The 23,273-nt window shown below is 71.6% G+C and carries 17 protein-coding genes and 3 pseudogenes; 10 read left to right on the top strand and 10 right to left on the bottom strand.

Annotated elements, in window-relative coordinates; translation table 11 throughout:
* Positions 1 to 169 precede the first annotated feature (169 nt).
* On the top strand, positions 170 to 1,345 hold the full coding sequence (locus tag ACH5AF_RS01670; RefSeq protein WP_398899287.1) for an acyltransferase family protein: 1,176 nt from the start codon (positions 170 to 172) through the stop codon (positions 1,343 to 1,345).
* Positions 1,346 to 1,368: 23 nt separating this feature from the next.
* Here the strand turns inward: ACH5AF_RS01670 and ACH5AF_RS01665 are convergent, their stop codons facing one another.
* Entirely contained in the window at positions 1,369 to 1,827 is a 459-nt protein-coding gene (locus tag ACH5AF_RS01665) for an HD domain-containing protein (protein ID WP_398899286.1), read from the bottom strand.
* A gap of 64 nt (positions 1,828 to 1,891) precedes the next feature.
* Entirely contained in the window at positions 1,892 to 3,037 is a 1,146-nt protein-coding gene (locus ACH5AF_RS01660) for a PP2C family protein-serine/threonine phosphatase (RefSeq protein WP_398899285.1), read from the bottom strand.
* Positions 3,038 to 3,145: 108 nt separating this feature from the next.
* Here ACH5AF_RS01660 and ACH5AF_RS01655 point away from each other — a divergent pair, with 108 nt between their 5' ends.
* Positions 3,146 to 4,375: a GNAT family N-acetyltransferase gene (locus ACH5AF_RS01655; RefSeq protein ID WP_398899284.1), complete on the top strand. Its 1,230-nt coding sequence runs from the start codon at positions 3,146 to 3,148 to the stop codon at positions 4,373 to 4,375.
* 58 nt (positions 4,376 to 4,433) lie between these two features.
* Here ACH5AF_RS01655 and ACH5AF_RS01650 read toward each other — a convergent pair whose 3' ends face one another.
* Both ACH5AF_RS01650 and ACH5AF_RS01645 read right to left on the bottom strand, forming a co-directional pair.
* Positions 4,434 to 5,282, bottom strand: a complete 849-nt coding sequence (locus ACH5AF_RS01650) for an Fpg/Nei family DNA glycosylase (RefSeq protein ID WP_398899282.1) — start codon at positions 5,280 to 5,282, stop codon at positions 4,434 to 4,436.
* Positions 5,282 to 5,776, bottom strand: coding sequence for a ribose-5-phosphate isomerase (locus tag ACH5AF_RS01645; RefSeq protein WP_398899280.1), 495 nt, complete (start codon positions 5,774 to 5,776; stop codon positions 5,282 to 5,284). Before ACH5AF_RS01645 ends, ACH5AF_RS01650 begins: the two co-directional genes overlap by 1 nt.
* Between ACH5AF_RS01645 and ACH5AF_RS01640 the strand changes: the two are divergent.
* Positions 5,750 to 6,283 (top strand): annotated as a pseudogene (locus tag ACH5AF_RS01640) (amino acid permease); the annotation flags it as partial. The gene ACH5AF_RS01645 and the pseudogene ACH5AF_RS01640 overlap by 27 nt on opposite strands.
* 268 nt (positions 6,284 to 6,551) lie before the next feature.
* On the opposite strand, the pseudogene ACH5AF_RS01635 reads toward ACH5AF_RS01640, so the two are convergent.
* A pseudogene (locus ACH5AF_RS01635) lies at positions 6,552 to 7,074 on the bottom strand (biotin transporter BioY); the annotation flags it as partial.
* A gap of 233 nt (positions 7,075 to 7,307) precedes the next feature.
* On the opposite strand from ACH5AF_RS01635, the gene ACH5AF_RS01630 reads away from it, so the two are divergent.
* Complete coding sequence (locus ACH5AF_RS01630; protein WP_398899279.1) at positions 7,308 to 8,744, top strand: amino acid permease; 1,437 nt, start codon at positions 7,308 to 7,310, stop codon at positions 8,742 to 8,744.
* Here ACH5AF_RS01630 and ACH5AF_RS01625 read toward each other — a convergent pair.
* Both ACH5AF_RS01625 and ACH5AF_RS01620 read right to left on the bottom strand, forming a co-directional pair.
* Positions 8,728 to 9,339, bottom strand: coding sequence for a histidine phosphatase family protein (locus tag ACH5AF_RS01625; protein WP_398899277.1), 612 nt, complete (start codon positions 9,337 to 9,339; stop codon positions 8,728 to 8,730). The two genes, ACH5AF_RS01630 and ACH5AF_RS01625, sit on opposite strands and share 17 nt — an antisense overlap.
* The gene (locus tag ACH5AF_RS01620) at positions 9,336 to 9,914 is read right to left on the bottom strand and encodes an FGGY-family carbohydrate kinase (protein ID WP_398899275.1); all 579 of its coding nucleotides are present in this window, start codon (positions 9,912 to 9,914) and stop codon (positions 9,336 to 9,338) included. Before ACH5AF_RS01620 ends, ACH5AF_RS01625 begins: the two co-directional genes overlap by 4 nt.
* Between ACH5AF_RS01620 and ACH5AF_RS01615 the strand changes: the two are divergent.
* A pseudogene (locus tag ACH5AF_RS01615) lies at positions 9,862 to 10,182 on the top strand (ATP-binding cassette domain-containing protein); the annotation flags it as partial. The gene ACH5AF_RS01620 and the pseudogene ACH5AF_RS01615 sit on opposite strands and share 53 nt — an antisense overlap.
* Positions 10,183 to 10,689: 507 nt before the next feature.
* On the opposite strand, the gene ACH5AF_RS01610 reads toward ACH5AF_RS01615, so the two are convergent.
* Positions 10,690 to 11,328, bottom strand: coding sequence for a DsbA family protein (locus ACH5AF_RS01610; protein WP_398899274.1), 639 nt, complete (start codon positions 11,326 to 11,328; stop codon positions 10,690 to 10,692).
* A gap of 137 nt (positions 11,329 to 11,465) precedes the next feature.
* Between ACH5AF_RS01610 and pepN the strand changes: the two genes are divergently transcribed.
* Both pepN and ACH5AF_RS01600 read left to right on the top strand, forming a co-directional pair.
* Positions 11,466 to 14,027 carry an aminopeptidase N gene (gene pepN, locus ACH5AF_RS01605; RefSeq protein WP_398899273.1) on the top strand — a complete coding sequence of 854 codons (2,562 nt, stop codon included), beginning with the start codon at positions 11,466 to 11,468 and terminating at the stop codon, positions 14,025 to 14,027.
* 654 nt (positions 14,028 to 14,681) lie between these two features.
* Positions 14,682 to 15,692, top strand: coding sequence for a hypothetical protein (locus tag ACH5AF_RS01600; RefSeq protein WP_398899271.1), 1,011 nt, complete (start codon positions 14,682 to 14,684; stop codon positions 15,690 to 15,692).
* A 419-nt stretch (positions 15,693 to 16,111) separates the two neighbouring features.
* On the opposite strand, the gene ACH5AF_RS01595 is transcribed toward ACH5AF_RS01600, so the two are convergent.
* Positions 16,112 to 17,080 carry a pyridoxamine 5'-phosphate oxidase family protein gene (locus tag ACH5AF_RS01595; RefSeq protein WP_398899270.1) on the bottom strand — a complete coding sequence of 323 codons (969 nt, stop codon included), beginning with the start codon at positions 17,078 to 17,080 and terminating at the stop codon, positions 16,112 to 16,114.
* 34 nt (positions 17,081 to 17,114) lie between these two features.
* Positions 17,115 to 17,570: a VOC family protein gene (locus ACH5AF_RS01590; protein ID WP_398899269.1), complete on the bottom strand. Its 456-nt coding sequence runs from the start codon at positions 17,568 to 17,570 to the stop codon at positions 17,115 to 17,117.
* 133 nt (positions 17,571 to 17,703) lie between these two features.
* Between ACH5AF_RS01590 and ACH5AF_RS01585 the strand changes: the two genes are divergently transcribed.
* The 3 genes from ACH5AF_RS01585 (at position 17,704) to ACH5AF_RS01575 (ending at position 23,147) form a co-directional block, all read left to right on the top strand.
* Positions 17,704 to 18,243, top strand: a complete 540-nt coding sequence (locus ACH5AF_RS01585; protein WP_398899268.1) for a CGNR zinc finger domain-containing protein — start codon at positions 17,704 to 17,706, stop codon at positions 18,241 to 18,243.
* Between the two features lie 378 nt (positions 18,244 to 18,621).
* The gene (locus ACH5AF_RS01580; protein WP_398899267.1) at positions 18,622 to 21,948 is read left to right on the top strand and encodes a S8 family serine peptidase; all 3,327 of its coding nucleotides are present in this window, start codon (positions 18,622 to 18,624) and stop codon (positions 21,946 to 21,948) included.
* A gap of 170 nt (positions 21,949 to 22,118) precedes the next feature.
* Positions 22,119 to 23,147, top strand: a complete 1,029-nt coding sequence (locus tag ACH5AF_RS01575) for an aspartate-semialdehyde dehydrogenase (RefSeq protein ID WP_398899266.1) — start codon at positions 22,119 to 22,121, stop codon at positions 23,145 to 23,147.
* The last annotated feature ends 126 nt before the right edge of the window (positions 23,148 to 23,273 follow it).

Below are 23,273 nucleotides of genomic sequence, written 5' to 3'. Positions count from 1 at the left end.
GAAGGCTGTTTGGCGATGTAATTCATGTCACCTCCCCGGTGCTGCGATATGCCCTGTTCAATGGGGATTAATTGGGGCATAGGGGGCGGTTGGTGGCGGTTTCAGGTTCGAATGGACCGAACGTCTGGGTGTTTTACGAAATCGAATCCGCGCGGCTAAGGTGCATTGAATGTTCCACGCTGCGCACGGATATCAGAGGGCTCCGATCCCCGAGGCTCCGGAGTCGGGACCCACCCCAGCCGCCCGGGCGGCGACCGCTCCCGCCACGGCCGGGACCGGCCTGAAGTCGGCTCCGGGGCCGGCTCCGGAGCCGAAGCAGTCCGCCGACCGCGACGCCTACTTCGACAACGCGAAGTACCTGGCCATCGTGCTGGTGGCCGTCGCGCACGCCTGGGAGCCGGTGATGGACGGCAGTCGGGCGGCCCGCGCGCTGTACATGATCGTCTACACGTTCCACATGCCGGCGTTCATCATCGTCTCCGGCTACTTCTCGCGCAGTTACCAGGGCAAGCCGCATCAGCTGCGCAGGCTGCTGACCGGGATCGCGCTGCCGTACGTCGTCTTCGAGGTGATGTACTCCCTGTTCGCCCGGTACGCGAACGACGACCCCGGGCATCCGGTCAGCCTGCTCGACCCCTTCTATCTGACCTGGTTCCTGGCCGCGCTCTTCATCTGGCGGCTGACCACACCGCTGTGGCGCATCGTCCGCCGGCCGCTGCCGATCGCGCTGGTCATCGCCACCCTCGCGGCGCTCACGCCGAACATCGGGGCGGACCTCAATCTGCAGCGGGTGCTGCAGTTCCTGCCCTTCTTCGTGCTGGGCCTGTGCCTCAAGCCGGAGCACTTCCAGCTGGTGCGACGACGCGAGGTGCGGCTGCTGACGCTGCCGCTGCTCGCCGGCACGGCACTGTTCGCGTACTGGGCCGCGCCGCGGATGAGGCTCAACTGGTTCTACCGGTCGAGCAGCGTGCAGGAACTCGGGGCCCCGTGGTGGTCGGGGGTCGTGGTCTTCCTCGGCCTTCTCGCCTGTGCGCTGGTCCTGTCGGTCGCCTTCCTCGCCTGGGTGCCGGGCCGCAGGAACTGGATGACGGCCCTGGGCGCCGGGACCATCTGCGGCTATCTGCTGCACGGCTTCCTGGTCAAGGGCGGCGACTACTTCGGCGTCTTCGAGGAGAACGCCTGGCTCGGCAGCCCGCTCGGCCTGGTCCTTGTCTCGCTGTTCGCGGCGGGTGCGGTCACGCTGCTGTGCACCCCGCCGGTCCGGCGGGTGCTGCGGCCCGTCACCGAGCCCGAGATGACGTGGGCGTTCCGCAGGGACGCGGGCGAGGTCGGCGCGCGTCGCTGAGACGCCCTGAGGGCGCCAGGGCTTCAGGTCCCTGCGTCCTCCAGGCCCAGCAGCCGCCGCGTCCTCGCGTACTTCTCGGTCAGCCTGGCGCGCGTCTCCTCGTCGAGCAGGGCCAGGCGCGCGGGGTCGGAGTTGTGCGCCAGGTCCGCCTCCTTCACCACGAGCGCGCCCGGTGTGGCCAGGATGCGCCGGGTGTACGACGTCAGGTCCTCGCCCTCACCCTTGGTGAGGGCGAGGACCATGTCCTTCACGGACTGCGGCAGCGCCGCGCCTTCCAGCCATTCACGGCTCAGGGCGTCGTCCTCGACGGCGTCGTGCAGCCAGGCCGCGGCGATCTGCTCTTCGCTACCGCCCCGGGCGCGTACGCCCTCCGCCACGGCGGCGATGTGCTCGGCGTACGGGCGTCCGGCCTTGTCCGTCTGGCCGGCGTGGGCCTCGCGGGCGATGGCCTCGATCTCGGCCGGGCTCAAGTTCTGCGGCATGGCACGACTGTACGGCTCCGGAAGCCGCCGCACCCCGAAGAACGCCGGCGGCCGGGGCGCGACACTAGGGCCGGCGGCACAGCAGAAGCAGCGCCCGGTCGTCGTTGACGTCCTTGGCGACCGCCTCGATCAGGTGCCAGGCCGCGCCCTCGAAGCCGGGGCCCACATAGAGGTCGGCCTCGCCGGTGAGGCGGTCGATGCCCTCGCTGATGTCCCGCCCCGACGCCTCCACCAGGCCGTCGGTGAACAGCATCAGTACGTCGCCGGGGCGCAGAGTGCCCTTGACCGGGTCGAACTGCGCCCCGTCGTAGATCCCGAGGAGCGGGCCCTCGGCCGCCTTCTCCTCCCAGCGGCCGCTGCCCGCGTGCAGCTGGAGCGCGGGCAGATGGCCCGCGGACAGCAGCTCGTAGTCGCCGGACTCCAGGTCGAGGACCAGATGGATGGAGGTCGCGAAGCCCTCGTCCCAGTCCTGGCGCAGGAGGTAGCCGTTGGCCGCGGGCAGGAAGCCGTGCGGCGGGAGCGAGCCGAGCAGTCCGCCGAAGGCGCCGGACAGCAACAGCGCCCGGGATGCCGCGTCCATGCCCTTGCCGGAGACGTCGGTGAGGACGACCTCCAGGGTCCGGCCGCCGTTCGTGCGGGCCGCGACCACGAAGTCGCCGGAGAAGGACTGACCGCCCGCCGGGCGCAGGGCCATCTCACGGTGCCAGCCCTGCGGCAGCCGCGGCAGCGCGCTCTGGACGCGGATGCGTTCGCGCAGGTCGAAGAGCATGGTGCCACCGCGCCGCCACGGCACGCCGACCCTGGCCCGGAACTGCGCGATCAGCAGCCCGAAGAAGCCACAGGCCGCCACGACCAGCACCGTGCCGGGAGTGACCCTGGCCGGGCCCTCGCTGTACGGCCCCAGCACTATGGATTCCACTATCAGCGCGCCCGCCGCCGTGGCGTACAGGCCGATGAGGCTGGCGGGCCGCAGCAGCAGACCGCCGGCGACGATCGGCAGCACCAGGGCGACCGGTGAGAACCACACCGGCGAGGCGATCGTGCCCAAGGTGATGGCGGGGATCGTCAACAGCAGTCCGGCGAACGCGATCCGGTCGGAGCCGCCGCCGCGGAAATAGTCGACGGCGGACCGGCGCAGGGCGGTGCGGACCCGGTACACGGCTTTCCGCATCCGGGCCGTGAACGAGTCTGCTGCTGCGCCGCGGGCCATTGCGGTGGACCCTATCCATCCGGCGCGGCCCGCGTGCAGGGGGACCCCCGCGACAATGCGTTCGAAACTGGGTCGCGACGGGCAGGTCGCCGCTGGTAGGCATGGCATATGACGACTCAACTCCGGGTGTTGCAGCGGTCCGAGTGGGATCAGTGGTACGGAAAACTGGAACGCGCCTTCGGCGGTGTCGCCGACTCCCGGCAGGAGCGCAGGCTGTTCGAGTCGCTGACCGAGCTCGACCGGTCGCTGGCCGCGTGGGACGGCGACGAGTGCGTCGGCACGGCCGGGGCGTTCACGTTCCAGGTGTCGGTGCCGGGCGGCGCCATGGTGCCCGCGGCGGGCGTGACGATGGTGAGCGTCGCGGCGACGCACCGCCGGCGCGGCATCCTCACCGCGATGATGCGCCGCCAACTCGACGACGTCCGCGCCCTGGGCGAGCCGCTCGCGGTGCTCACCGCATCCGAGCCCGTGATCTACGGGCGGTTCGGGTACGGCACCGCAAGCCACCAGATGTCCGTGGAGATCGACTCCTCACGGGTGCGGCTCCTCGTCCCGCCGGGCACGGACGACGTACGGCTGCGCTTCGTGACGGTCGAGGAGGGCGCCGACGCCTGTGAGCGGGTGTACCGGCGCACGATCGGCTCACGGCCCGGAATGCTCGCCCGTACCCCGGGCTGGGAGGGCCTGGCGCTGCTCGATCCGCCGAGCGAGCGCGAGGGGGCGTCGCCGATGCAGTGCGTCCTCGCCGAGCGGGACGGCGAGGTCGTGGGCTACGTCCGCTTCCACAACAAACCCGAGTGGTCACCGGCGGGCCCGGAGGGCTCCGTCTCGGTCCGGCACATCGACGCGCTGGATCCCGCGGCGTACGCGGCGCTGTGGCGGTTCCTGTGCGAGATCGACCTGACGTCGACCGTGCAGGCGCGCAACCGGCCGGTGGACGACCCGCTGCTGCACCTGGTGACGGACGTGCGCCGGTGCAACGTACGGCTGAGGGACTCGCTGCACGTGCGGCTGGTGGACGTGGGTGCCGCGCTGGCGGCGCGGACCTACCAGGCGCAGGTGGATGTGGTCCTCGACGTCGAGGACGCCTTCTGCCCCTGGAACGGCGGGCGCTGGCGGCTGACCGGCGACGCGAAGGCCGCGTCCTGCGAGCGGACCGAGGATGCCGCCGAACTGGCTCTCTCGGTACGGGAGTTGGGGGCGGCGTACCTGGGCGGCGTGTCGCTGTCGTCGCTGGCGGGTGCGGGGCGGGTGCGGGAGCTGCGGGAGGGGGCGCTGGCGGAGGCGGATGTCGCCTTCGGCTCTGCTGTGGCGCCGTGGTTGCCGCACGGGTTCTAGGGCGCGGGACGATGCGGCCGCGGGCTGTAACCCCCGGCCCCCCGCCTCGAATTGACCTCTACGGCCTGGCCGCCGTGGGAGGTGCTCCCTTGGGACCTGAGTTCCCCTGACAGGACGGGCACCAGAAGAGATTGCGGGCGGCGAGACCGGCGGTGCGGATCTCGCCGCCACAGATGTGGCACGGCATGTTCGCCCGGCGGTAGACGTAGACCTCGCCGCCGTGGTCGTCGACGCGCGGCAGGCGGCCCATCGCCTCGGGGGTGTGCTCGGGACGGACGGTGTCGATGCGGTTGTTGCGCACGCCCTCGCGCATCAAGGCCACCAGATCGTCCCAGATCGCGTCCCATTCACGCCGGGTGAGGTCCTTGCCCGCGCGATACGGGTCCATGCCGTGGCGGAAGAGGACCTCGGCGCGGTAGACGTTCCCGACGCCCGCGACGATCTTCTGGTCCATGAGGAGGGCGGCGATCGTGGTACGGGAGCGGGAGATCCGCGCCCAGGCCCGCCCTGGTCCGTCGTCGTCACGCAGCGGATCGGGGCCGAGGCGGTCGTGTATCGCCCGTTTCTCGCCGTCGGTGAGCAGCGCGCAGGTGGTGGGACCGCGCAAATCGACGTACGAGTCCGGGTTCGCCAGGCGCAGCCGCACCGTGTCGGTGGGCGGGGGCGCGGGTGCGTCGCCGAAGTTCACCTTGCCGAACAGGCCCAGGTGGATGTGGACCCAGCCGAGCGGCCCGAAGCCGAGGAAGAGGTGCTTGCCGTGGGCTTCGGTGGTCTCCAGCGTCTGGCCGTCGACGAGGGCGGCCGAGTCGGAGAACTTGCCCTGGGGGCTGGTGGCGCGCACGGACCGGCCGCCGAACCTCTCCAAGTGGTCGGCGGCCAGTCGGTGGATGGTGTGCCCTTCGGGCATCAGGCGGTCGGCTCCTGCGGGTGGTGCGCCGGGATCGGGGGGAGGTCGCCGGTGGTCTCGTACGCGGAGAGCATCTCGATGCGGCGGGTGTGACGCTCCTCACCCGAGTACGGCGTGTTCAGGAAGATCTCGACGAACTTCGTCGACTCCTCCAGGGAGTGCATGCGGCCGCCGATGGCGACGACGTTGGCGTTGTTGTGCTCGCGGCCGAGCGCTGCGGTCTGCTCGCTCCAGGCGAGGGCGGCACGGACGCCCTTGACCTTGTTGGCGGCGATCTGCTCGCCGTTGCCGGAGCCGCCGATCACGATGCCGAGGCTGTCCTTGTCCGCTGCCGTCCGCTCGGCGGCACGCAGGCAGAACGGCGGGTAGTCGTCCTGGGCGTCGTAGATGTGGGGACCGCAGTCCACAGGCTCGTGGCCATGGGCCCTGAGCCACTCGACGAGGTGGTTCTTGAGTTCGAAGCCGGCATGGTCGGAGCCGAGGTACACGCGCATGGTTCGAGTGTGGCATGCGGGGCAGGCGCACACCGGTCCGGGGCCCTGCTCGGCCCGGACCGGGTCGGAGCGACGAGTGCGGCATCCAGCTCCGGCATCGCGGCGGCGGGGCCCGCCATCCTCGTGTCGTACGCGCTCGTCGGCCTGCTGGTCGTCTTCGTGATGCGGATGCTGGGCGAGATGGCGGCCGCCAGCCCGAACTCCGGATCCTTCTCCGCCTACGCGGACCGCGTCCTCGGCCGCTGGGCCGGTTTCTCGATCGGCTGGCTGTACTGGTTCTTCTGGGTCGTGGTCCTCGCCGTGGAGGCGACGGCGGGCACCGCGATCCTGGAGAGCTGGATACCAGCGGTGCCCCAGTGGGGCTGGGCGCTGATCGTCATGGTCGTGCTGACCGCGACCAACCTGGCGTCGGTCGCCTCCTGCGGCGCGTTCGAATTCTGGTTCGCCGGGATCAAGGTCGTCGCCATCGGCGCCTTCGTCGTCATCAGCCTGCTGGCCGTCTTCGGCGAGAAGATGTGGCTCTTCCCGTACCTGACCTGGGCGACCGCCGCGGTGATCACGTTCGTCCTGGGCTACATGGTCTACGACGACGCCAACCGGCAGGTCGCACTCCTGTCGGTGCTCGTCGCCGCGATCGTCGTGAGCATCGTCGTGGTGCTCGACGTCCTGCGCAAGCGCAAGGCGGCCGCCGCTCCCGTCTCCGGCTGACACACCGCAACGCCGCAGCCCCGGTCCGCTTGGCGGGCCGGGGCTGCGGCGTTCGCCGGTGCGGGACTCAGCCGCGCCGGCCGGCCGGCTTCCACGCCGTCGGCAGTGCGCCCATCGCCAGGGCCGTCTTCAGCGCGTCACCGATCAGGAACGGGACCAGGCCGGCCATGACCGCCTCGCCGAACGACATGCCCGTCGCCAGCGCCAGGTTCGGGACGCCGACCGCGCAGATGATCGCGGAGCCCGCGGCCATCGCGCCCGCCGTGCGCAGCACGCTCCGGTCGGCGCCGGGCGAGGGCGCCCACCACGGTCGCGGCGAGCAGCATCCCGAGGATGTAGCCGAAGGACGGCATCGCATGGCCCGAGGCGCCCTCGGCGAACCAGGGCACACCGGCCACGCCCGCCACCGCGTACAGGCCGAGGGCGGCGAAGCCCCGGCGGGTACCGAGCGCCGTGCCGACGAGGAGGGCCGCGAAGGTCTGGCCGGAGACCGGGACCGGGGAGCCGGGGACCGGCACGGAGATCCGGGCCGCTATGCCGGTGATGACGGCGCCGCCGGCGACGAGGGCTATGTCACGGACACGGGACGACGACGCGGCCCGTCCTCAGGTGCTGTGGTCGGCCGGGGCGACCGCCGCCGTGCTGCTGGTGTCGGCCATCCGCGAAGTGCGGTCACGGGAAGGGTGATTGGGCGGGCGCGATGTGTCGGCGTGCTGACCTTGCGTGAACATCGTGACCGTATAGCGGACATGTGTTCCCTCTGAGAGGACATGGCGCCCAGACTGTCGGCTGCTCCCCCGTCAGCTGAAAAACAAGGCCGCCCATGTCCCGGACCCCCGTGCCCGCGCCCGTCGACCAGAAGGCCGACGGCGTGCTCACGCACGAACTCAAACAACGCCATCTGTCGATGATCGCCCTCGGCGGTGTCATCGGCGCCGGGCTCTTCGTCGGCTCGGGCGCCGGCATCGCCGCGGCCGGCCCGTCCATCGTCATCGCCTACGCGCTCTCCGGCCTGCTCGTCATGCTGGTGATGCGCATGCTCGGCGAGATGTCGGCCGCGAACCCGGCCTCCGGCTCCTTCTCCGTGCACGCCGAGCGTGCCATCGGGCCGTGGGCGGGCTTCACCGCGGGCTGGTCCTTCTGGTTCCTGCTCTGCGTGGCCGTGGGTCTGGAGGGGATCGGAGCCGCCAAGATCATGACGGGCTGGCTGCCGGGAACCCCCGAGTGGGCCTGGGTCGCCCTGTTCATGCTGGTCTTCTGCGCCACGAACCTGGCGGCGGTGAAGAACTTCGGCGAGTTCGAGTTCTGGTTCGCCGCCCTCAAGGTCGGCGCGATCGTCCTCTTCCTGGGCATCGGCGTGCTCGCCATCGTCGGGGTCCTGCCCGGCAGCGATGCGCCGGGCACGGGGAACCTCACCGGTGACGGCGGCTTCCTGCCGAACGGCTCCGAAGGCCTGGTCGTCGGTCTGCTCGCCTCGGTCTTCGCCTACGGCGGCCTGGAGACGGTGACCATCGCCGCCGCCGAGTCCGAGCACCCCGTGCAGGGCGTCGCCAAGGCCGTGCGCACGGCGATGTGGCGCATCGCGGTCTTCTACATCGGTTCGATGGCCCTCATCGTCACGCTCGTGCCGTGGAACGACCCGAAGGTCGTCGAGCTCGGCCCGTACGTCGCGACGCTGAACCACCTGGGCATCCCGGCGGCCGGACAGATCATGAACGTGGTCGTGCTCGTCGCCCTGCTGTCGGCGATGAACGCCAACATCTACGGCGCCTCCCGCATGGCCTGCTCGCTGGTGGCACGCGGGGAGGGCCCGAAGGCGCTCGGCCGGGTCAACGGCGGCGTGCCGCGTACCGCGGTGCTCGTCTCGTCCGCCTTCGGCTTCCTGTGCGTTCTGCTGAGCTACTGGCGCCCCGACGACGTCTTCATGTGGCTGCTGAACACCATCGGCGCGATCATCCTCGTCGTCTGGATCTTCATCGCCGTCTCCCAGCTGATCCTGCGCCGCCGCACCGAGCGCGAGGCGCCCGAGAAGCTGGTCGTGAAGATGTGGCTGTACCCGGCCCTGACCTGGATCGCCCTGCTGGGCATGGCCGCGGTCTTCCTGCTGATGCTGCGCCAGGAGGAGACCCGGCTCCAGCTGCTGGGGACCGGCGTCCTGACCCTGGTGCTGGCCGCGATCGGCTTCGCGCTCCAGAAGGTGCGCGAGTCCCGCGCGGCGACCGTGGCCACCGAAGCCACCGAGTTCAGCACGGCAGATTGAGACTGATCAGCGCGGCCCGCTCGGAGTCCGCCCGCAGGCGCAGCTCGCTGACCGCCGCGTTCCGCAGCTGCGGGAAGACCCTGCGGTAGTCGGCGAGCTCAATGCCGAGCAGGTCGCAGAGGACCAGCCGCAGCAGGGTGTTGTGGGCGACCACCAGCACCCGCTCCCCCTCGTGCGCGCCGGCGATCCGGCGCAGCGCTGCCGACCCCCGGGCCGCCGCGGCCCGGGGGTCCTCCGCGTCCGGGAAGGGGTGCGCCACCGGATCGGCGCGGAAGGCGTCCGCCCCGGCCGGGTCGTCGGCCGCGAACTCGGCGAGCGTGCGGCCCTCGACGGCGCCGAAGTCGCATTCACGCAGGGCGTGTTCGGTCCGTGGTACGAGCCCGAGGGCCCGGCACGCCGGCTCCGCGGTCTCGATCGCCCGGGAGACCGTGGAGGTCCAGACGGCGTCGACGGGGTACACCTTCACCCAGGAACCGAGGGCCTCCGCCTGGCGGCGGCCCTCGTCGGTCAGGGCGACGTCGCTGACGCCCGCGTAGCGGTTCTCCGCGTGCCAGAGGGTCTGCCCGTGGCGGGCGAGAAGCAGGGTGGCGGTCATCGGGATTCCTCCGTACGGGCTCGGGCGTGCGCGGCGACCGGCTCCGGGAGCCAACCGCGCCGCTCCAGTTCGGCCACCATCGTCAGGTACGGCTCGGTGAAGCGTTCGCCGCGACGCGGCCGTACCGTCCCGCGCAGGCGCACCATCCGCTCGGCTGCCCCGCTCAAGGTGGCCGCGCCGTCCGCTCCGTACGCCGCGAGGACGGCCATGCCGAGGGCCGGTTCCGCGGCGCGCGGAATACGGACCTCCCGGCCGAGGATGTCGGCGCGCAGCTGGTTCCAGTGGTCGCTGCGCACCGCGCCGCCGGTGAAGGTGAACGGTCCGTGCAGAGGCGCGCCGAGGTGGTCGAGGTAGTCCAGGCACAGCCGTTCGACGAGGCCCACGCCCTGGAGCAGGGCGGCCCACTGGTCGGCGTCGTTCGCCAGGGTGCCGAGCAGGAAGGCGGTGGCGTCGGGGGCGACGAAGGGGAACCGTTCGCCGCGGGACGCCAGGGGATACGCGATCGCCCCGGCCGGGTCGTAGCTCGACGGCGAGGACGTGACAGGAGTGGAGCCGTACGACCGGGGCGTCGCCATGTGCTTCGAGTCGTACGCCCTCTATCCACACCGCTCTGCATATGACAATCTCGCCTCCCCGCTCCGCTCGCCGCGCCACCGCCTCCCCGCACACCAGGCGCGCGAGCGGATCGGTGAGATCGCCGGCCTGCTCGGCATCGAGGCCCTGCTGGAGCGGCCCGTGGGCGAACTGTCCAACGGGCAGCGCCAGCGGGTGGCACTCGGGAGGGCGCTGATCCGCGAACCCGACGTCCTGCTGCTGGACGAGCCGCTGTCCCACCTGGACGCGGCCAGCGCGACACGACGCGCCGTGAGCTCAAACGAATCCAGAGGGCACGCTCCCCTCCGGCGCACCCATCGCCAACGGGCCCTACGATCTGGCGGCCTGCGCTCTCGGAGCGGGGGGCACCGCACCCGGCGACGGTCGGCTGATCGTCGGCACCTGCGCCGTTCGCTGCTGTCCGCCTCCGGGGCGGCCGCCGCCGCCACCGCGCTGCCCGCCGCGCCCGCCGCCGCGGAGGCGGCGAAGCGGCCCGAGGGGCCGCTGGTGATCGGCCACCGCGGCGCGGTGGGCCGGTGGCCCGAGGAGACCGCGGCCTCGTACACCGCGGCCGTCGAGGCCGGGGCCGACTGCACCTCGTTGATCGCTCCCTGACCGGCGGTGAGGAGGTCCTGCTCGTGATCGTCTTCTCAACCTTCACCGGGCAGGCGGAAGAAGGACAGCCCCCGCGTGGGCACCCCTCCCGGGCGATGCTCTGGGGGAGTGACTCGCGGGGGCCGTCTTCCGTACCCGGGCTCAGTCGAAGATCGGCCCCTGCGTGCGGGTCCGCTTGATCTCGTAGAAGCCCGGAATCGACGCGACCATCAGCGTGCCGTCCCACAGGCGGGCGGCCTCCTCACCCTTTGGCGCGGGGGTGACCACCGGACCGAAGAAGGCGATCTGCTCGCCGTCGGAACCGGGCACCGCGATGACCGGCGTGCCGACCTCCTGGCCGACCTTGCTGATCCCCTCGTCGTGGGAGGCGCGCAGCTCGGCGTCGTAGGTGTCCTTGTCGGCGTACTCGGCGAGCGAGACGGGCAGGCCGACGTCCTCCAGCGCCTCGCGGATCGCCGCCGTGGTCGGCCCCTCGCCCTTGTTGTGGAAGCGGGTGCCGAGCGCGGTGTACAGCTTGCCGAGCACCTCCTCGCCGTGCTCCTGCGCGGCGGCGACGACGACCCGCACCGGGCCCCATGCCTTGGTGGCGAGCATCTCCCGGTACTCCTCGGGAAGCTCGTCCAGCTTGTTCTCGTTCAGCACCGCGAGGCTCATCACATGCCAGCGGACCTCGACGTCGCGGACCTTCTCGACCTCCAGCATCCAGCGGGAGGTCATCCAGGCCCAGGGGCACAGGGGATCGAACCAGAAGTCAACTGGCGTCTTGCCGTTGTCGGACATGTCACTCCTTGTGAAGGGCGGCACCCTGCCTGCCTCCCCGGGGCAACGCGACCCGCGCGCGAGGGATTCCCCCGTACCGGCTGCCAGGACCACATGGGAGGATCGCTGCTGTTCGAACGAGACACGAAGGAGTGCCCGTGCCCGGTGAGAATCTGTCCCGCGACGAGGCCCGCGCCCGGGCCGAGCTGCTGTCCGTCGACGGGTACGACATCGCCCTCGACGTGCGGTCCGCGGCCGGGGACGCCGAGGAGGGGTCCGGGCCGCGCACGTTCCGCTCGGTGACCACGATCCGCTTCCGTGCCGCCGAGCCGGGGGCGCCGACCTTCGTCGACCTGATCGCCCCGTCCGTGAGCAGCATCACGCTCAATGGCCGGGAGCTCGATCCCGCCGCGGCGTTCGACGGGTCCCGGATCGCGCTCGACTCCCTGGCCGCCGAGAACGTGCTCGTCGTGGACGCGCAGTGCGCGTACAGCCGCACCGGCGAGGGGCTGCACCGCTTCGTCGACCCCGAGGACGGCGAGGTCTACCTCTACACGCAGTACGAACCGGCCGACGCGCGCCGGGTGTTCGCGAACTTCGAGCAGCCCGACCTAAAGGCCCCGTTCCGCTTCGAGGTGACCGCACCCGAGGGCTGGACCGTGTGGAGCAACGGGGAGGGCGCCCGCGCCGAGGACGGGGTGTGGCGCTTCGCCGAGACGTGGCCGATCTCCACGTACATCACGGCCGTCGTCGCCGGCCCGTACCACTACGAGACGGATCTGTACGAGCGGGAGCTCGCCGACGGCACCGTGCTGCGGATCCCGCTGGGCGCGATGTGCCGCAGGGGTCTGGCCAGGCACTTCGACGCCGACGACATCTTCCTGGTCACCAAGCAGGGTCTGGACTTCTTCCACGACCACTTCGACTACCCGTACCCGTTCGGGAAGTACGACCAGGCCTTCGTGCCCGAGTACAACATCGGCGCGATGGAGAACCCGGGCTGTGTGACCTTCCGTGAGGAATTCGTCTTCCGCGGCCGGGTGACGCAGGCGTCGTACGAGCGCCGGGCGAACGTGATCCTCCACGAGATGGCGCACATGTGGTTCGGTGACCTGGTCACCATGCAGTGGTGGGACGACCTGTGGCTCAAGGAGTCCTTCGCGGACTTCATGGGCTCGTTCTCGATGGTGGAGGCCACCCGGTTCACGAGTGGCTGGGTCACCTTCGCCAACAACCGCAAGGCCTGGGCGTACCGCGCCGACCAGCTGCCGTCCACGCACCCGATCACGGCCGACATCCGTGACCTGGAGGACGCCAAGCTCAACTTCGACGGCATCACCTACGCCAAGGGCGCCTCGGCGCTCAAGCAGCTGGTGGCGTACGTGGGGCGGGAGGCGTTCCTGGAGGGCGCGCGGCGCTACTTCAAGCGCCATGCGTACGGCAACACCCGCCTCGGCGACCTGCTCTCGGTGCTCCAGGAGACCTCCGGGCGGGACATGAAGGAGTGGTCGCGTTCCTGGCTGGAGACGTCGGGTGTCAACTCCCTGACGCCGCAGGCCGTGTACGACGCGAGCGGCAGGATCGCCGAGCTCGCGATCGCCCAGGACGGCGACACGCTCCGCCCGCACCGGGTGGCCGTCGGCCTGTACCGGGTGGAGGAAACCAAACTCGTCCGGTACGCGCGCGCCGAAGTGGACGTCGCCGGGGCGCGCACGGTGGTGTCCGAGCTGGCGGGTGCGGAGCGGCCGTCGCTCGTTCTCGTCAACGACGAGGACCTGACGTACTGCAAGGTCCGCTTCGACGAGGACTCGCTCGCGACCCTGCGGGCGCACCTGGGCGACATCGACGACCCCCTGGCGCGGGCGCTGGCCTGGTCGGCGCTGTGGAACCTGACGCGGGACGCGCAGTTGCCGGCGCGGGACTTCATGGACCTGGTGCTGCGGTTCGCTGGACGCGAATCGGACATCGGTGTGCTGCAGATGCTGCACGCGTGGGCCCGCTCCGCGCTGGTGAACTACGCGGCGCCGGCATGGCGCGAGGAGGGCGGCCGGCTGCTGGCCGAGGGGGCGCTCGCGGGGCTGCGGCGCGCGGAGCCGGGCAGCCAGCACCAGCTGACGTGGGCACGGTTCTTCGCGTCGGTCGCGGCCCGGGAGGCGGACTTCGGGCTGCTGTCCGGACTGCTGGACGGTACGGCGACGATCGACGGCCTGGACGTGGACCAGGAGCTGCGCTGGGCGTTCCTGGAGCCGCTGGCCGCGCACGGCCGGGCGGAGGAGTCGGCGATCGCGGCGGAGCTGGCGCGGGACGACACGGCGTCGGGTAAGCGGCACGAGGTGCGCTGCCTCGCGGCACGGCCGTCCCCGGCGGTGAAGGCACAGGCGTGGGCGGCGGTGGTGGAGTCGGACGCGCTGTCCAACGCACTGGTGGAGGCGACTATCGCGGGCTTCGTCCAGCCGTCACAGCGTGATCTTGTGGCGCCGTACGCCCCGAAGTACTTCGAGGCGATCGAGCGGCTCTGGTCGGAGCGGTCGATCCAGATCGGGATGGACGTGGTGCGCGGCCTGTACCCGTCGCTCCAGGACTCACCGCAGACGCTCTCGGCGACGGACGAGTGGCTGGCCGCACACGAGTCGGCGGCGCCGGCGCTGCGGCGGCTGGTGCTCGAGGCCCGCGACGACCTGGCTCGGGCACTGCGCGCGCAGGAGCGGGACGGCGCGTGAGGATGGGGGCCGCGCTCGTGTGGCGGTGACCGCCACAGGAGCTTGTCCCCCGTGCCTTCCCGTGACCCGGGGGCTCCGCCCCCGGACCCTCGCCCTACGCCCTGCGGGCGTGGGCCCTCTGCGCCTCAATCGCCGGCGAGGCTGGATTCCAGCCCGCCTGGGGCGACCAGGTCGCGCAGGGGTGCGGGCGGCGAGGTCGGCAGTGACGACGCCGGAGCCGACGCAGCCCCCGGCCCCGCCAAGGCCGGTGGGCACCTCGGCGCCTCAAACGCCGACGGGCCGGATCCAGCCCGCCAGGGAGCCGGGCGACGCCCGGAGGACGCGCCGGACTGTCGGACCAGGTCGCGCAGGGGTTCGGGCGGCGAGGTCGGCAGTGACGACGCCGGAGCAGCCGAGGCCGGTGGGGCTCTGGGGTCCTCCCGGGCGAAGTCCAGGAGGAGTTCGAGGACACCGCTCGAAGGGCGGTACCGGGGTGTGGGGCGAAGCCCCAGTTCGGGAAGGGGCGGGGTGGGGGAAGGGCCACCGCGCAGCAGCCCCCCACCCGCGCCCCCATCGGAACTCGAACGCGCGTACTTTAGTGCGGCCTTGTCCCGAAATGCCGACGAGCTTGTAACAGCGGTTAGCCCACCGCACACCCAGGGGCATCCCCTCGGCATGGAACAGTGCGACACTCCCCTCCCCCTCCTCCCCCGCCGCCTCACCCGGCTCGTCGTCTCCGGGGCCGAGTTGCGTGCCCAGGGTGTGACTCCGGCGCGTGCCGCCGCGCAGTGCCGTGCCGGTGGGCCCTGGCAGGTGCTGCTGCCCGGGGTGTACCTCCTGCGGTCCGGCCCCGCGACCGATGACGAGCGGCTGCGCGCCGCGCTCCTGTACGCCGGGCGGCCCGCGGTACCGGCCCAGCGGACGCAGACGGTGCGCCACGGCGAGGCGATGGTCACCGGACTGGCCGCCCTCGCGCTGCACGGGTTCTCCAGCGCCCCCTCGCTGACCTCTCTCGATGTGATCGACGTGCTCGTGCCCCGTACGCGGCGGCTGCGGTCCACCGGGTACGTCCGGGTGGTGCGCGGGCAGGTGCTGCCGAAGGCCGAAGCGGTCACCGGCGTGCCGGTCGCTCCTGTGGCGCGCGCCCTCGCCGACGCCGTCGGCCGGCTCACCGAGGACCCGCAGCGGGTCCGGCTGCTGCTCACGGAGGCCGTTCGCGGCGGTCACTGCGAACCGGCCGCTGTCGTACGGGAGTTGACCGACGCCCGGCTGCTGAACCTCCCCCACGTCATGGCCGCCGTCGACGCGCTGCTCGCCGAGTGCCGGTCACTGTCCGAGGGCCGGCTGTACGAGCTGGTGCGCGCCCACAACCTGTCCGAGCCGCTGTGGAACGTGGATCTGCGGCTGCCCGGCGGTCCCCACCTGGGCGGGGTCGACGCGTACTGGCCCGATCAGGCCGTCGCCGTCGAGCTGGACACCCGCACCCCCCGGCACGACGAGGACGCCCTGTGGTCGGAGTACGCCCGCAAGCGGGACGTTCTCGAAGGCCTGGGCATCACCGTCGTGCACATCACGCCCCGCAAGCTGCGGGAGTCGCCCGAGCAACAGGCGGTCGTGGTGCGTACGGCCCTGATGGCCGCGGCGGACCGGGAGCCGGCGGCCTATGTGGTGGTGCTGCCGCGCTGAAAGACACGACCGAGCGCCGGCCGGGAGCGCCACGGCTGGAGTCCGCTGTCGACCACGGTGACCCGGTCGAGTCCCGGTACCGCGTCCAGGAATGCCATGCGGCCGGATCGGCCGCCCATTTTGTCTCGGACCGCAGTTCACCACCGTGACGCGGCCCTCGTAGACGATCCGCAGACCCTGGAAGGCCGCGAACGTGCCCGAGTCGGCGCAGGTGGCGGCGGCGCATCGAGTCGATGCCGGGCAGGGCGGTCGTCTCCGCCGCGCAGTCGGCCCCTCCCCCGGACTCCGTCCGGGAGATACCCCCCTTCGGCCTCGCGGACGACCGTGTCCAGGGGCCCCGCGCCGTGGTCCATGCCGCCGCCGGGCTGCGTCCCCTTCCTGGTGCCGTCGGCCGCCCCCAGCAGGCGAGCAGGATCCGTTCATCCGGTATGCCGAGGGCGTACGCCGCTGCCCTCGGCTCCCTGTTCATCCGGTGAGGCCATCGGCGGTCCCGTGCGGACGGGCGGGTTCGCCGGGGAGTACTCGGGCTCGGACCAGCGCAGCGGTGAGGCCGCCTCGGCGTGTACGACGCCGGACACGGAGAACCGGACGGTGCGGCCGCCGCCGGGTGTGTGCTCGGTGCGGGCCGTGCCGGTGAGCTGGAGCGTGGTGCCGGTGGCCCAGTCGAGCAGGAGCAGTCCGGCATGCGGGTCGCGCTCCAGGTTGCCGAGGGTCAGGAACATCGCGTTGCCGGGATAGTCCTGCCAGCTCAGTTCGGTGGGCGAGGAGACACGGAGGAAGCCGGGGTTGCCGCCCCGGTGGCTGGCGTCGGCGCCGTCGGGCGTGCCGGTGGCGACGAAGAAGGTGTCGGCGGCGCGGACGAAGGCCGTCTGGTCGGGGTCGAGGCGTTCGCCGCGCCGCACGGCACCGGTCTCGGGCGTCTCGGGCCCGGTCTCGTACAGCTCTCTTTTCTGGAGGTACTTGGGGCAGTTGGCGAAGACCCTTTCGGTCTCGACGAGCAGTCCGCGGGCGGACGGGCGGACCGTGCCGCCCATCCGCATCCGGCGCCGGGTGCGCGGGTCCAGCGCGATGGCCCCGGCCGCCACGGGACCGCCGGCCAGTGTCTCCGCGAGCGGATCGTGCCCGGAGACATTCGCGGCGATCGAGACGGAGTGTGCTCCCGTGGCCCGCAGGAACCCGGGCCGTCCGGTGAGCAGCGAGGCCCACATCCGGCCCGCCGCGTCGGCGGCACCGAGCACGAGCATGGGTTGCAGCCCGAGGAAGGCCGCGGCGACCGGTTTGATGCCGGAGCCGATGGAACGGCCGACGTGGGCGGCCTGCTCCGCGACGCCGACGCGGTGCTGCACGGCGAGTGAACCGTGGTGGTAAGGGCTCGGTGCGAGGTCCATGGGAGTCAGCTCCTGGCGGGGCAGCCGCGGACGGCTAGAAGAAACCGCAGGTGGGCGCTGCGGCGCTGGGGGCGGGCGACTCCTCGGCGCCGGAAGGCGCGTAGATCTCCAGGCGGGTGCCGTCGGGGTCGTGGAAGAAGATGCCGCCGGATGCCGCGCCTTCCCGGTGCGCCACGACTCCGTCGTAGGCGAAGTCGACCCCGAGGTCCTTCAGGCGTGCCTCGGCCGCCCTGACGTCGTCGATGGACGCGGCCTCGAAGGCGAGGTGGTGCAGTCCGGCGCGGGTGGTGTCGAAGGCGGAGCCGGCCTGCTGCCACAGGGCGAGGGCGAGGGTGCCGTCGCGGCCGAGGAAGGCGAAGCGCCGACCGTCCTCTTTGCCCTCGCCGAGGACTTCGAAGCCGAGCGCGTCGGCATAGAAGGGGAGGGAGCGGCCGAGATCGGTCACGTTCAGCCCGACATGGCCGGCCGCGAGTGTGCTGGTGGACGTCATGGAAGACCTCTCTGCGTCGTGCGGTCCCGCTCCAGTGGCTAACCGCTCACATTCAATTTAGCGGTTAGACGTGAGCGGCGCAACCGGCAACGTACCCTTGAGGGGTTAGCCGCAACGGAGCGAAGGAAGCCCTATGCCCGCCGCCGATCCCCGCCCCCTTCTCGGTGAGCCGATCTCGCTCGACCTCCTCAACACCCGCTGGGTTCACGACGGCGAGCTGCAGGACCTGCTCAAGGACACCGACGGCCTGGGGATCTGGCTGCGGACGAACGGCCTCGCCGACCGGTTCGCCGCCGACGCGGCCACGCTGGAGAACACCCGTGCCGCCCGGGACGCCCTGGCGGCACTGATCGACCGCACGGACGACGGCGCCGCCGCCCGCGTCGACGCGGTGCTCGCGCACGGACGCATCCGCGCCACGCTGACGGACGAAGGGCCCGGTGAGGAGGCGGAGTTCGCCGACCCGGCGTGGGGCCCCGGCTGGCTCGCCGCCCGCGGCCACCTCGACCTGATGCGGACCGCACCCGAGCGGATCCGCGCCTGCGCGCACGACGCCTGCGTCCTGCACTTCTTCGACACCTCGCGCAACGGCACCCGCCGCTGGTGCTCCATGACCCTGTGCGGCAACCGCGCGAAGGCGTCCCGCCACTACGCGCGGACCCGAGAGCAGTAACGCGTACCCGCGAAGGGCGACTCGCACCGAACACACAGTCAGCCCGCGCAGGGCGACTCGTACCAGCGCTCGCACAGTCGGCCGCGAAGAGCGACTCGCACCTGCGCACGCACACCGGCCCGCGCAAGGCGCCCCCAACCGAACACACAGTCAGCCCGCGCTAGGCGCCCCCCAACCTGCGCACGCACAGTCGGCCCGCGAGCGGTGAATCGCGGGCCCCGGCGCCCGATTCGGCTGCCGTGGCGTATGCATCGCACTGGCGGATCTCCGCCATGACGACATCATCCCTGGGTCAAGTCTCCACAAACCTGTGTCATTTACGAAAGGCTGAGCGGTCATCCGGTACCGAATTCCGGACCCTCTCTTTCACCAACAGGGATGCAGATGACCCCCCAGTCCCAGAGCCCGAGTCCAGAGCGCTCCGTACCCGGCCACAGACGCGCGGCGCGCGTGGCGGCAGCCGCCTCGCTGGTGGCCGCGCTGGCCGCCGCCGGCATCGTTCCGGCCGTCGCCTCGGCACCCGCCCACGACCCCGCCGCCCCCAAGGGCCTCAAGACCGCGGCGTCCGATGCGGACAAGCTCGGTGCGGCCGACGCCGACCTGCTCGCCGAGGCCGACGCCAGTGGTGCCAAGAACGTGACCGTCATGGTCGCCACCGCCCCCGGGGCGACCGAGCAGGTCGCCGGCCAGCTGGCCGCGGTCGAGGGCGCCACCGTCGGCAGGACCTTCGACAAGCTCGGCTATGTGCGCGCGACGCTGCCCACCGAGAAAGCCGAGAGCGCACTGAAGGCGGCGGCCAAGCTCTCCAGCGTCCACGGCATCGACCTCAAGCACGAGATCGAGCTGGACGACCCGACGCCGGCCGCGGACACCACCAGGGCCGCGCGGACCGCCGGCGCGCAGTCCGCCACATACCCGGCGCCCGGCAGGCACACGCCCGCGAAGAACCCGTACAACCCGTCCTTCGAGACCGGCGCGGTGGACTTCGTCCAGGACAACCCGAAGGCCGACGGCCGCGGGGTGACCATCGGCATCCTCGACTCGGGTGTCGACATCGCCCACCCGGCGCTGCAGAAGACCACCACCGGCGAGCGCAAGATCGTCGACTGGGTGACGGCGACCGACCCGGTGGCCGACGGCGACGGCACCTGGCTGCGGATGAACACGGACGTGACCGGTCCGACGTTCACGGCCGGCGGCCGCACCTTCACCGCTCCGGCCGGTTCCTTCAAGTACCGCGCGTTCGCGGAAGCCGCCACCAAGGGCGGCGACATGAATGGCGACCTCAACCGGGACGGTGACACCACCGACGTCTGGGGCGTGCTTTACGACGCGGGCACCCGCACCGCCCGGGTGGACCTCGACAACGACGCCGACTTCACCGACGAAACGGTGATGAAGCCGTACAAGAACGGCTTCCAGGTCGGCTACTTCGGCACGGACGACCCGGCGACCGACGTCGTCGAGCGCATCCCGTTCGTGATCGAGGTCCGCAAGGACGTCGTCCACAACGCCGCGGGCGCGAAGTCCGACTACGTCAACATCGGCGTCATCGAGGGCTCGCACGGCACCCACGTGGCCGGCATCACCGCCGCCAACAGCCTCTTCGGCGGCCGGATGAACGGCGCCGCGCCCGGCGCCAAACTGGTCTCCTCGCGCGCCTGCACCTGGAGCGGCGGCTGCACCAACGTCGCGCTCACCGAGGGCATGGCCGACCTGGTCATCAACCGCGGTGTGGACATCGTCAACATGTCCATAGGGGGCCTGCCCGCGCTGAACGACGGCAACAACGCGCGTGCCGAGCTCTACGGCAGGCTCATCGACACCTACGGTGTCCAGCTGGTCATCTCGGCCGGCAACAGCGGCCCCGGCGTGAACACGATCGGTGACCCGGCCCTGGCCGACAAGGTCATCAGCGTCGGCGCCTCGATCTCCAAGGAGACGTGGGCGGCGAACTACGGCTCGGCCGTGGAGAAGAGGTACGCCATGCTGCCCTTCTCCTCCCGCGGCCCGCGCGAGGACGGCGGCTTCGTGCCGACCGTCACCGCGCCCGGCGCCTCCATAAACACCACGCAGACCTGGGCGCCCGGCGGCCCGGTCAAGGAGGCCGGTTACGAGCTCCCGGCCGGCTACTCGATGCTGCAGGGCACCTCGATGTCCTCGCCGCAGACGGCGGGCGCGGCCGCGCTGCTGCTCTCCGCGGCCAAGCAGCGTGGCATCGAGCTGACCCCGGCGAAGCTGCGGACCGCGCTCGTCAGCACGGCCGACCACATCCGCGGTGTCCAGGCGCACGAGGAAGGCACCGGCCGGATCAACATCGTGGACGCCTGGGAGGCCGTCGAGGAGGGTGCCACCGCCCACGAGTACCGGGTCAAGGCCCCGGTCGACACCGCGATCGACTTCGCGCTCAAGGAGCCGGGCTTCGGCGCCGGCCTGTACGACCGCGAGGGCGGGGCGACCGTCGGCAAGAAGAAGACCTACGAGATCACCGTCACCCGGACCACCGGGCCGGACCGTCCCGTGTACCACGAGCTGCACTTCGAGAACAACGACGGCACCTTCCGGATCGTCGGTGACGACGAGGTCAGGCTCCCGCTGAACCAGCCGGTCACCGTCAAGGTCGCCGCCACGCCGCGTTCCGCCGGTGTGCGCAGCGCGATCCTGGAGGTCGACGACCCGCGCACCGAGGGCCTCGACAAGCAGGTGCTCACCACCGTGGTCGCCGCGCAGGAGCTGGTCAGGCCGTCGTACGCGATCTCGGCGGCGGACTCGGTGCAGCGCAACAGCCACCGGTCGTACTTCGTCACGGTCCCCGAGGACGCGAAGAGCCTCGAGGTCGCCCTGGGCGGTCTCGCGGCGGGCAGCCAGACCCGCTTCATCGCGATCCACCCCTACGGCGTCCCGTCGGACCCGACATCGACGGTGAACTGCTACCCGAACTACGCCAGTCCCAGCAACACCTGCCGCCCCGACCTGCGGTCCTACGCGGACCCGCAGCCGGGTGTCTGGGAGATCGAGGTCGAGTCGCGCCGTACGTCGCCGCTGCTGGACAACCCGTACGAGCTGGACGTCGCCGTGCTCGGAGCCTCCTTCGACCCGGCCGTCCAGGTACTGCCCGAGGCGAAGACCGGCACCCCGGCCGCGGTGCGCTGGGACGTGACCAACGGCTTCGCCGCCATCGACGGCAAGCTCGTGGGCGGCTCGCTCGGCTCCTCGAAGGTCACGGAGCCGACGATCGCCCACCGCGAGACGCAGACGACCACGGTCGTCGTCGGGGAGGGCGTCGAACGCCTCGACGTCGTCATCGGCAACGTCTCCGACAAGTCCGCCGACCTGGACCTAACGGTCAAAAAGGACGGCGTGACGGTCGGCTCGTCCGCTGACGGCGACTCGGAGGAGGCCGTCAGTCTGGTGAAGCCGGCCGCCGGTACGTACACCATCGAGGTCGACGGCTACTCGGTCCCGGCCGGGAGCACCACGTACGACTACCGCGATGTGTACTTCGCGCCCTCGCTCGGCGAGGTCAAGGTCGGCGCGGAGCCGGTCCGGCTCGCAAACGGCGCAACGGTGCAGGTCAACGCCGAGGTGCTGGTGAGCGGCGCCGCTCCCGAGGGACGGCAGTTCTTCGGTGAGGTGCGGCTGCTGAATGCCCGCGGCACCGCCGCGGGCACCGGCAGTGTCGTGATCGAGAAGGTCGCGCCGTAACGGGTGCGACGCAGGTGGAGGGCGGGCGCCCAAGGGGTGCCCGCCCTTCCTCGTGTCCCGAATGTGTCCCGTTCCTCGGACAACCGATTGGACAAGGCGACCGGGGACATACGCATCATGGAGCGGCATCCCATGCCGCAGCTGGTGCACAAACGTACGGAGGAGTCCCCGTGAACGTCGGAATCGTCGGAGCCACCGGGCAGGTCGGCACGGTCATGCGCAAGATCCTTGCCGAGCGGAAGTTCCCGGTCGACGAGCTCAGGCTGTTCGCCTCCGCCCGCTCGGCGGGCTCCACCATCGAGTGGGAGGGCCGCGAGATCACGGTCGAGGACGCGGCTGTCGCGGACTACGCCGGCCTCGACATCGTGATCTTCTCGGCGGGCGGCGCGACCTCCAAGGCCCTCGCCGAGAAGGTCGCCTCTCAGGGCGCGGTCGTGATCGACAACTCCTCGGCCTGGCGCCGCGACCCCGAGGTCCCGCTGGTCGTGTCCGAGGTGAACCCGCACGCGGTCAAGGACCGCCCCAAGGGGATCATCGCCAACCCGAACTGCACCACGATGGCCGCCATGCCGGTCCTCAAGCCGCTGCACCAGGAGGCGGGCCTGACCTCGATGATCGCCACGACCTACCAGGCCGTGTCCGGTTCCGGGGTCGCGGGCGTCGCCGAGCTCGAGGGCCAGGTCAAGGCCGTCGCCGACCGTGCCGCCGAGCTGACCCACGACGGCCAGGCCGTGGTCTTCCCCGAGCCCGGCGTCTACCAGCGGACGATCGCCTTCAACGTGCTGCCCCTCGCCGGCAACCTCGTCGACGACGGCTCGCACGAGACGGACGAGGAGCAGAAGCTCCGCAACGAGTCCCGCAAGATCCTCGAGATCCCGGAGCTCAAGGTGTCGGGCACCTGCGTCCGCGTACCGGTCTTCTCCGGCCACTCGCTCCAGGTCAACGTCCGCTTCGAGCGTCCGATCACCGTGGAGCGCGCCTACGAGCTGCTGAAGGACGCGCCGGGCGTGGAGCTCTCCGAGATCCCCACCCCGCTCCAGGCCGCCGGCAAGGACGCCTCCTACGTGGGCCGCATCCGCGTGGACGAGACGGTGGACAACGGCCTGGCGCTGTTCGTGTCCAACGACAACCTGCGCAAGGGCGCGGCGCTGAACGCGGTGCAGATCGCGGAGCTGGTCGCCGACGAGCTGCGCGGCTGACGCAGGGGTACGACGAGGGGGGGGGGGCCCAAAGGCGCCCCCCCCCCCCGCGGCGGGGGCCCGCCCCCCCCCCGGGCCCGCCGCCGGGCCCGCGGCGGGGGGCGGGATGGCCGCCAACAACGCCCC

Source organism: Streptomyces sp. NPDC018833 (genome assembly GCF_044390825.1).
Classification (GTDB): Bacteria; Actinomycetota; Actinomycetes; order Streptomycetales; family Streptomycetaceae; genus Streptomyces.
This window is presented reverse-complemented; position numbering and strand designations above follow the sequence as displayed.

Excerpts from the sequence above, each read along its gene's own strand:
- ACH5AF_RS01670 (WP_398899287.1), top strand. The coding sequence starts at position 170 with ATGTTCCACGCTGCGCACGGATATCAGAGGGCTCCGATCCCCGAGGCT.
- ACH5AF_RS01665 (WP_398899286.1), bottom strand. The coding sequence starts at position 1,827 with ATGCCGCAGAACTTGAGCCCGGCCGAGATCGAGGCCATCGCCCGCGAG.
- ACH5AF_RS01660 (WP_398899285.1), bottom strand. The coding sequence starts at position 3,037 with ATGGCCCGCGGCGCAGCAGCAGACTCGTTCACGGCCCGGATGCGGAAA.
- ACH5AF_RS01655 (WP_398899284.1), top strand. The coding sequence starts at position 3,146 with ATGACGACTCAACTCCGGGTGTTGCAGCGGTCCGAGTGGGATCAGTGG.
- ACH5AF_RS01650 (WP_398899282.1), bottom strand. The coding sequence starts at position 5,282 with ATGCCCGAAGGGCACACCATCCACCGACTGGCCGCCGACCACTTGGAG.
- ACH5AF_RS01645 (WP_398899280.1), bottom strand. The coding sequence starts at position 5,776 with ATGCGCGTGTACCTCGGCTCCGACCATGCCGGCTTCGAACTCAAGAAC.
- ACH5AF_RS01630 (WP_398899279.1), top strand. The coding sequence starts at position 7,308 with ATGTCCCGGACCCCCGTGCCCGCGCCCGTCGACCAGAAGGCCGACGGC.
- ACH5AF_RS01625 (WP_398899277.1), bottom strand. The coding sequence starts at position 9,339 with ATGACCGCCACCCTGCTTCTCGCCCGCCACGGGCAGACCCTCTGGCAC.
- ACH5AF_RS01620 (WP_398899275.1), bottom strand. The coding sequence starts at position 9,914 with ATGGCGACGCCCCGGTCGTACGGCTCCACTCCTGTCACGTCCTCGCCG.
- ACH5AF_RS01610 (WP_398899274.1), bottom strand. The coding sequence starts at position 11,328 with ATGTCCGACAACGGCAAGACGCCAGTTGACTTCTGGTTCGATCCCCTG.
- ACH5AF_RS01600 (WP_398899271.1), top strand. The coding sequence starts at position 14,682 with ATGGAACAGTGCGACACTCCCCTCCCCCTCCTCCCCCGCCGCCTCACC.
- ACH5AF_RS01595 (WP_398899270.1), bottom strand. The coding sequence starts at position 17,080 with ATGGACCTCGCACCGAGCCCTTACCACCACGGTTCACTCGCCGTGCAG.
- ACH5AF_RS01590 (WP_398899269.1), bottom strand. The coding sequence starts at position 17,570 with ATGACGTCCACCAGCACACTCGCGGCCGGCCATGTCGGGCTGAACGTG.
- ACH5AF_RS01585 (WP_398899268.1), top strand. The coding sequence starts at position 17,704 with ATGCCCGCCGCCGATCCCCGCCCCCTTCTCGGTGAGCCGATCTCGCTC.
- ACH5AF_RS01580 (WP_398899267.1), top strand. The coding sequence starts at position 18,622 with ATGCAGATGACCCCCCAGTCCCAGAGCCCGAGTCCAGAGCGCTCCGTA.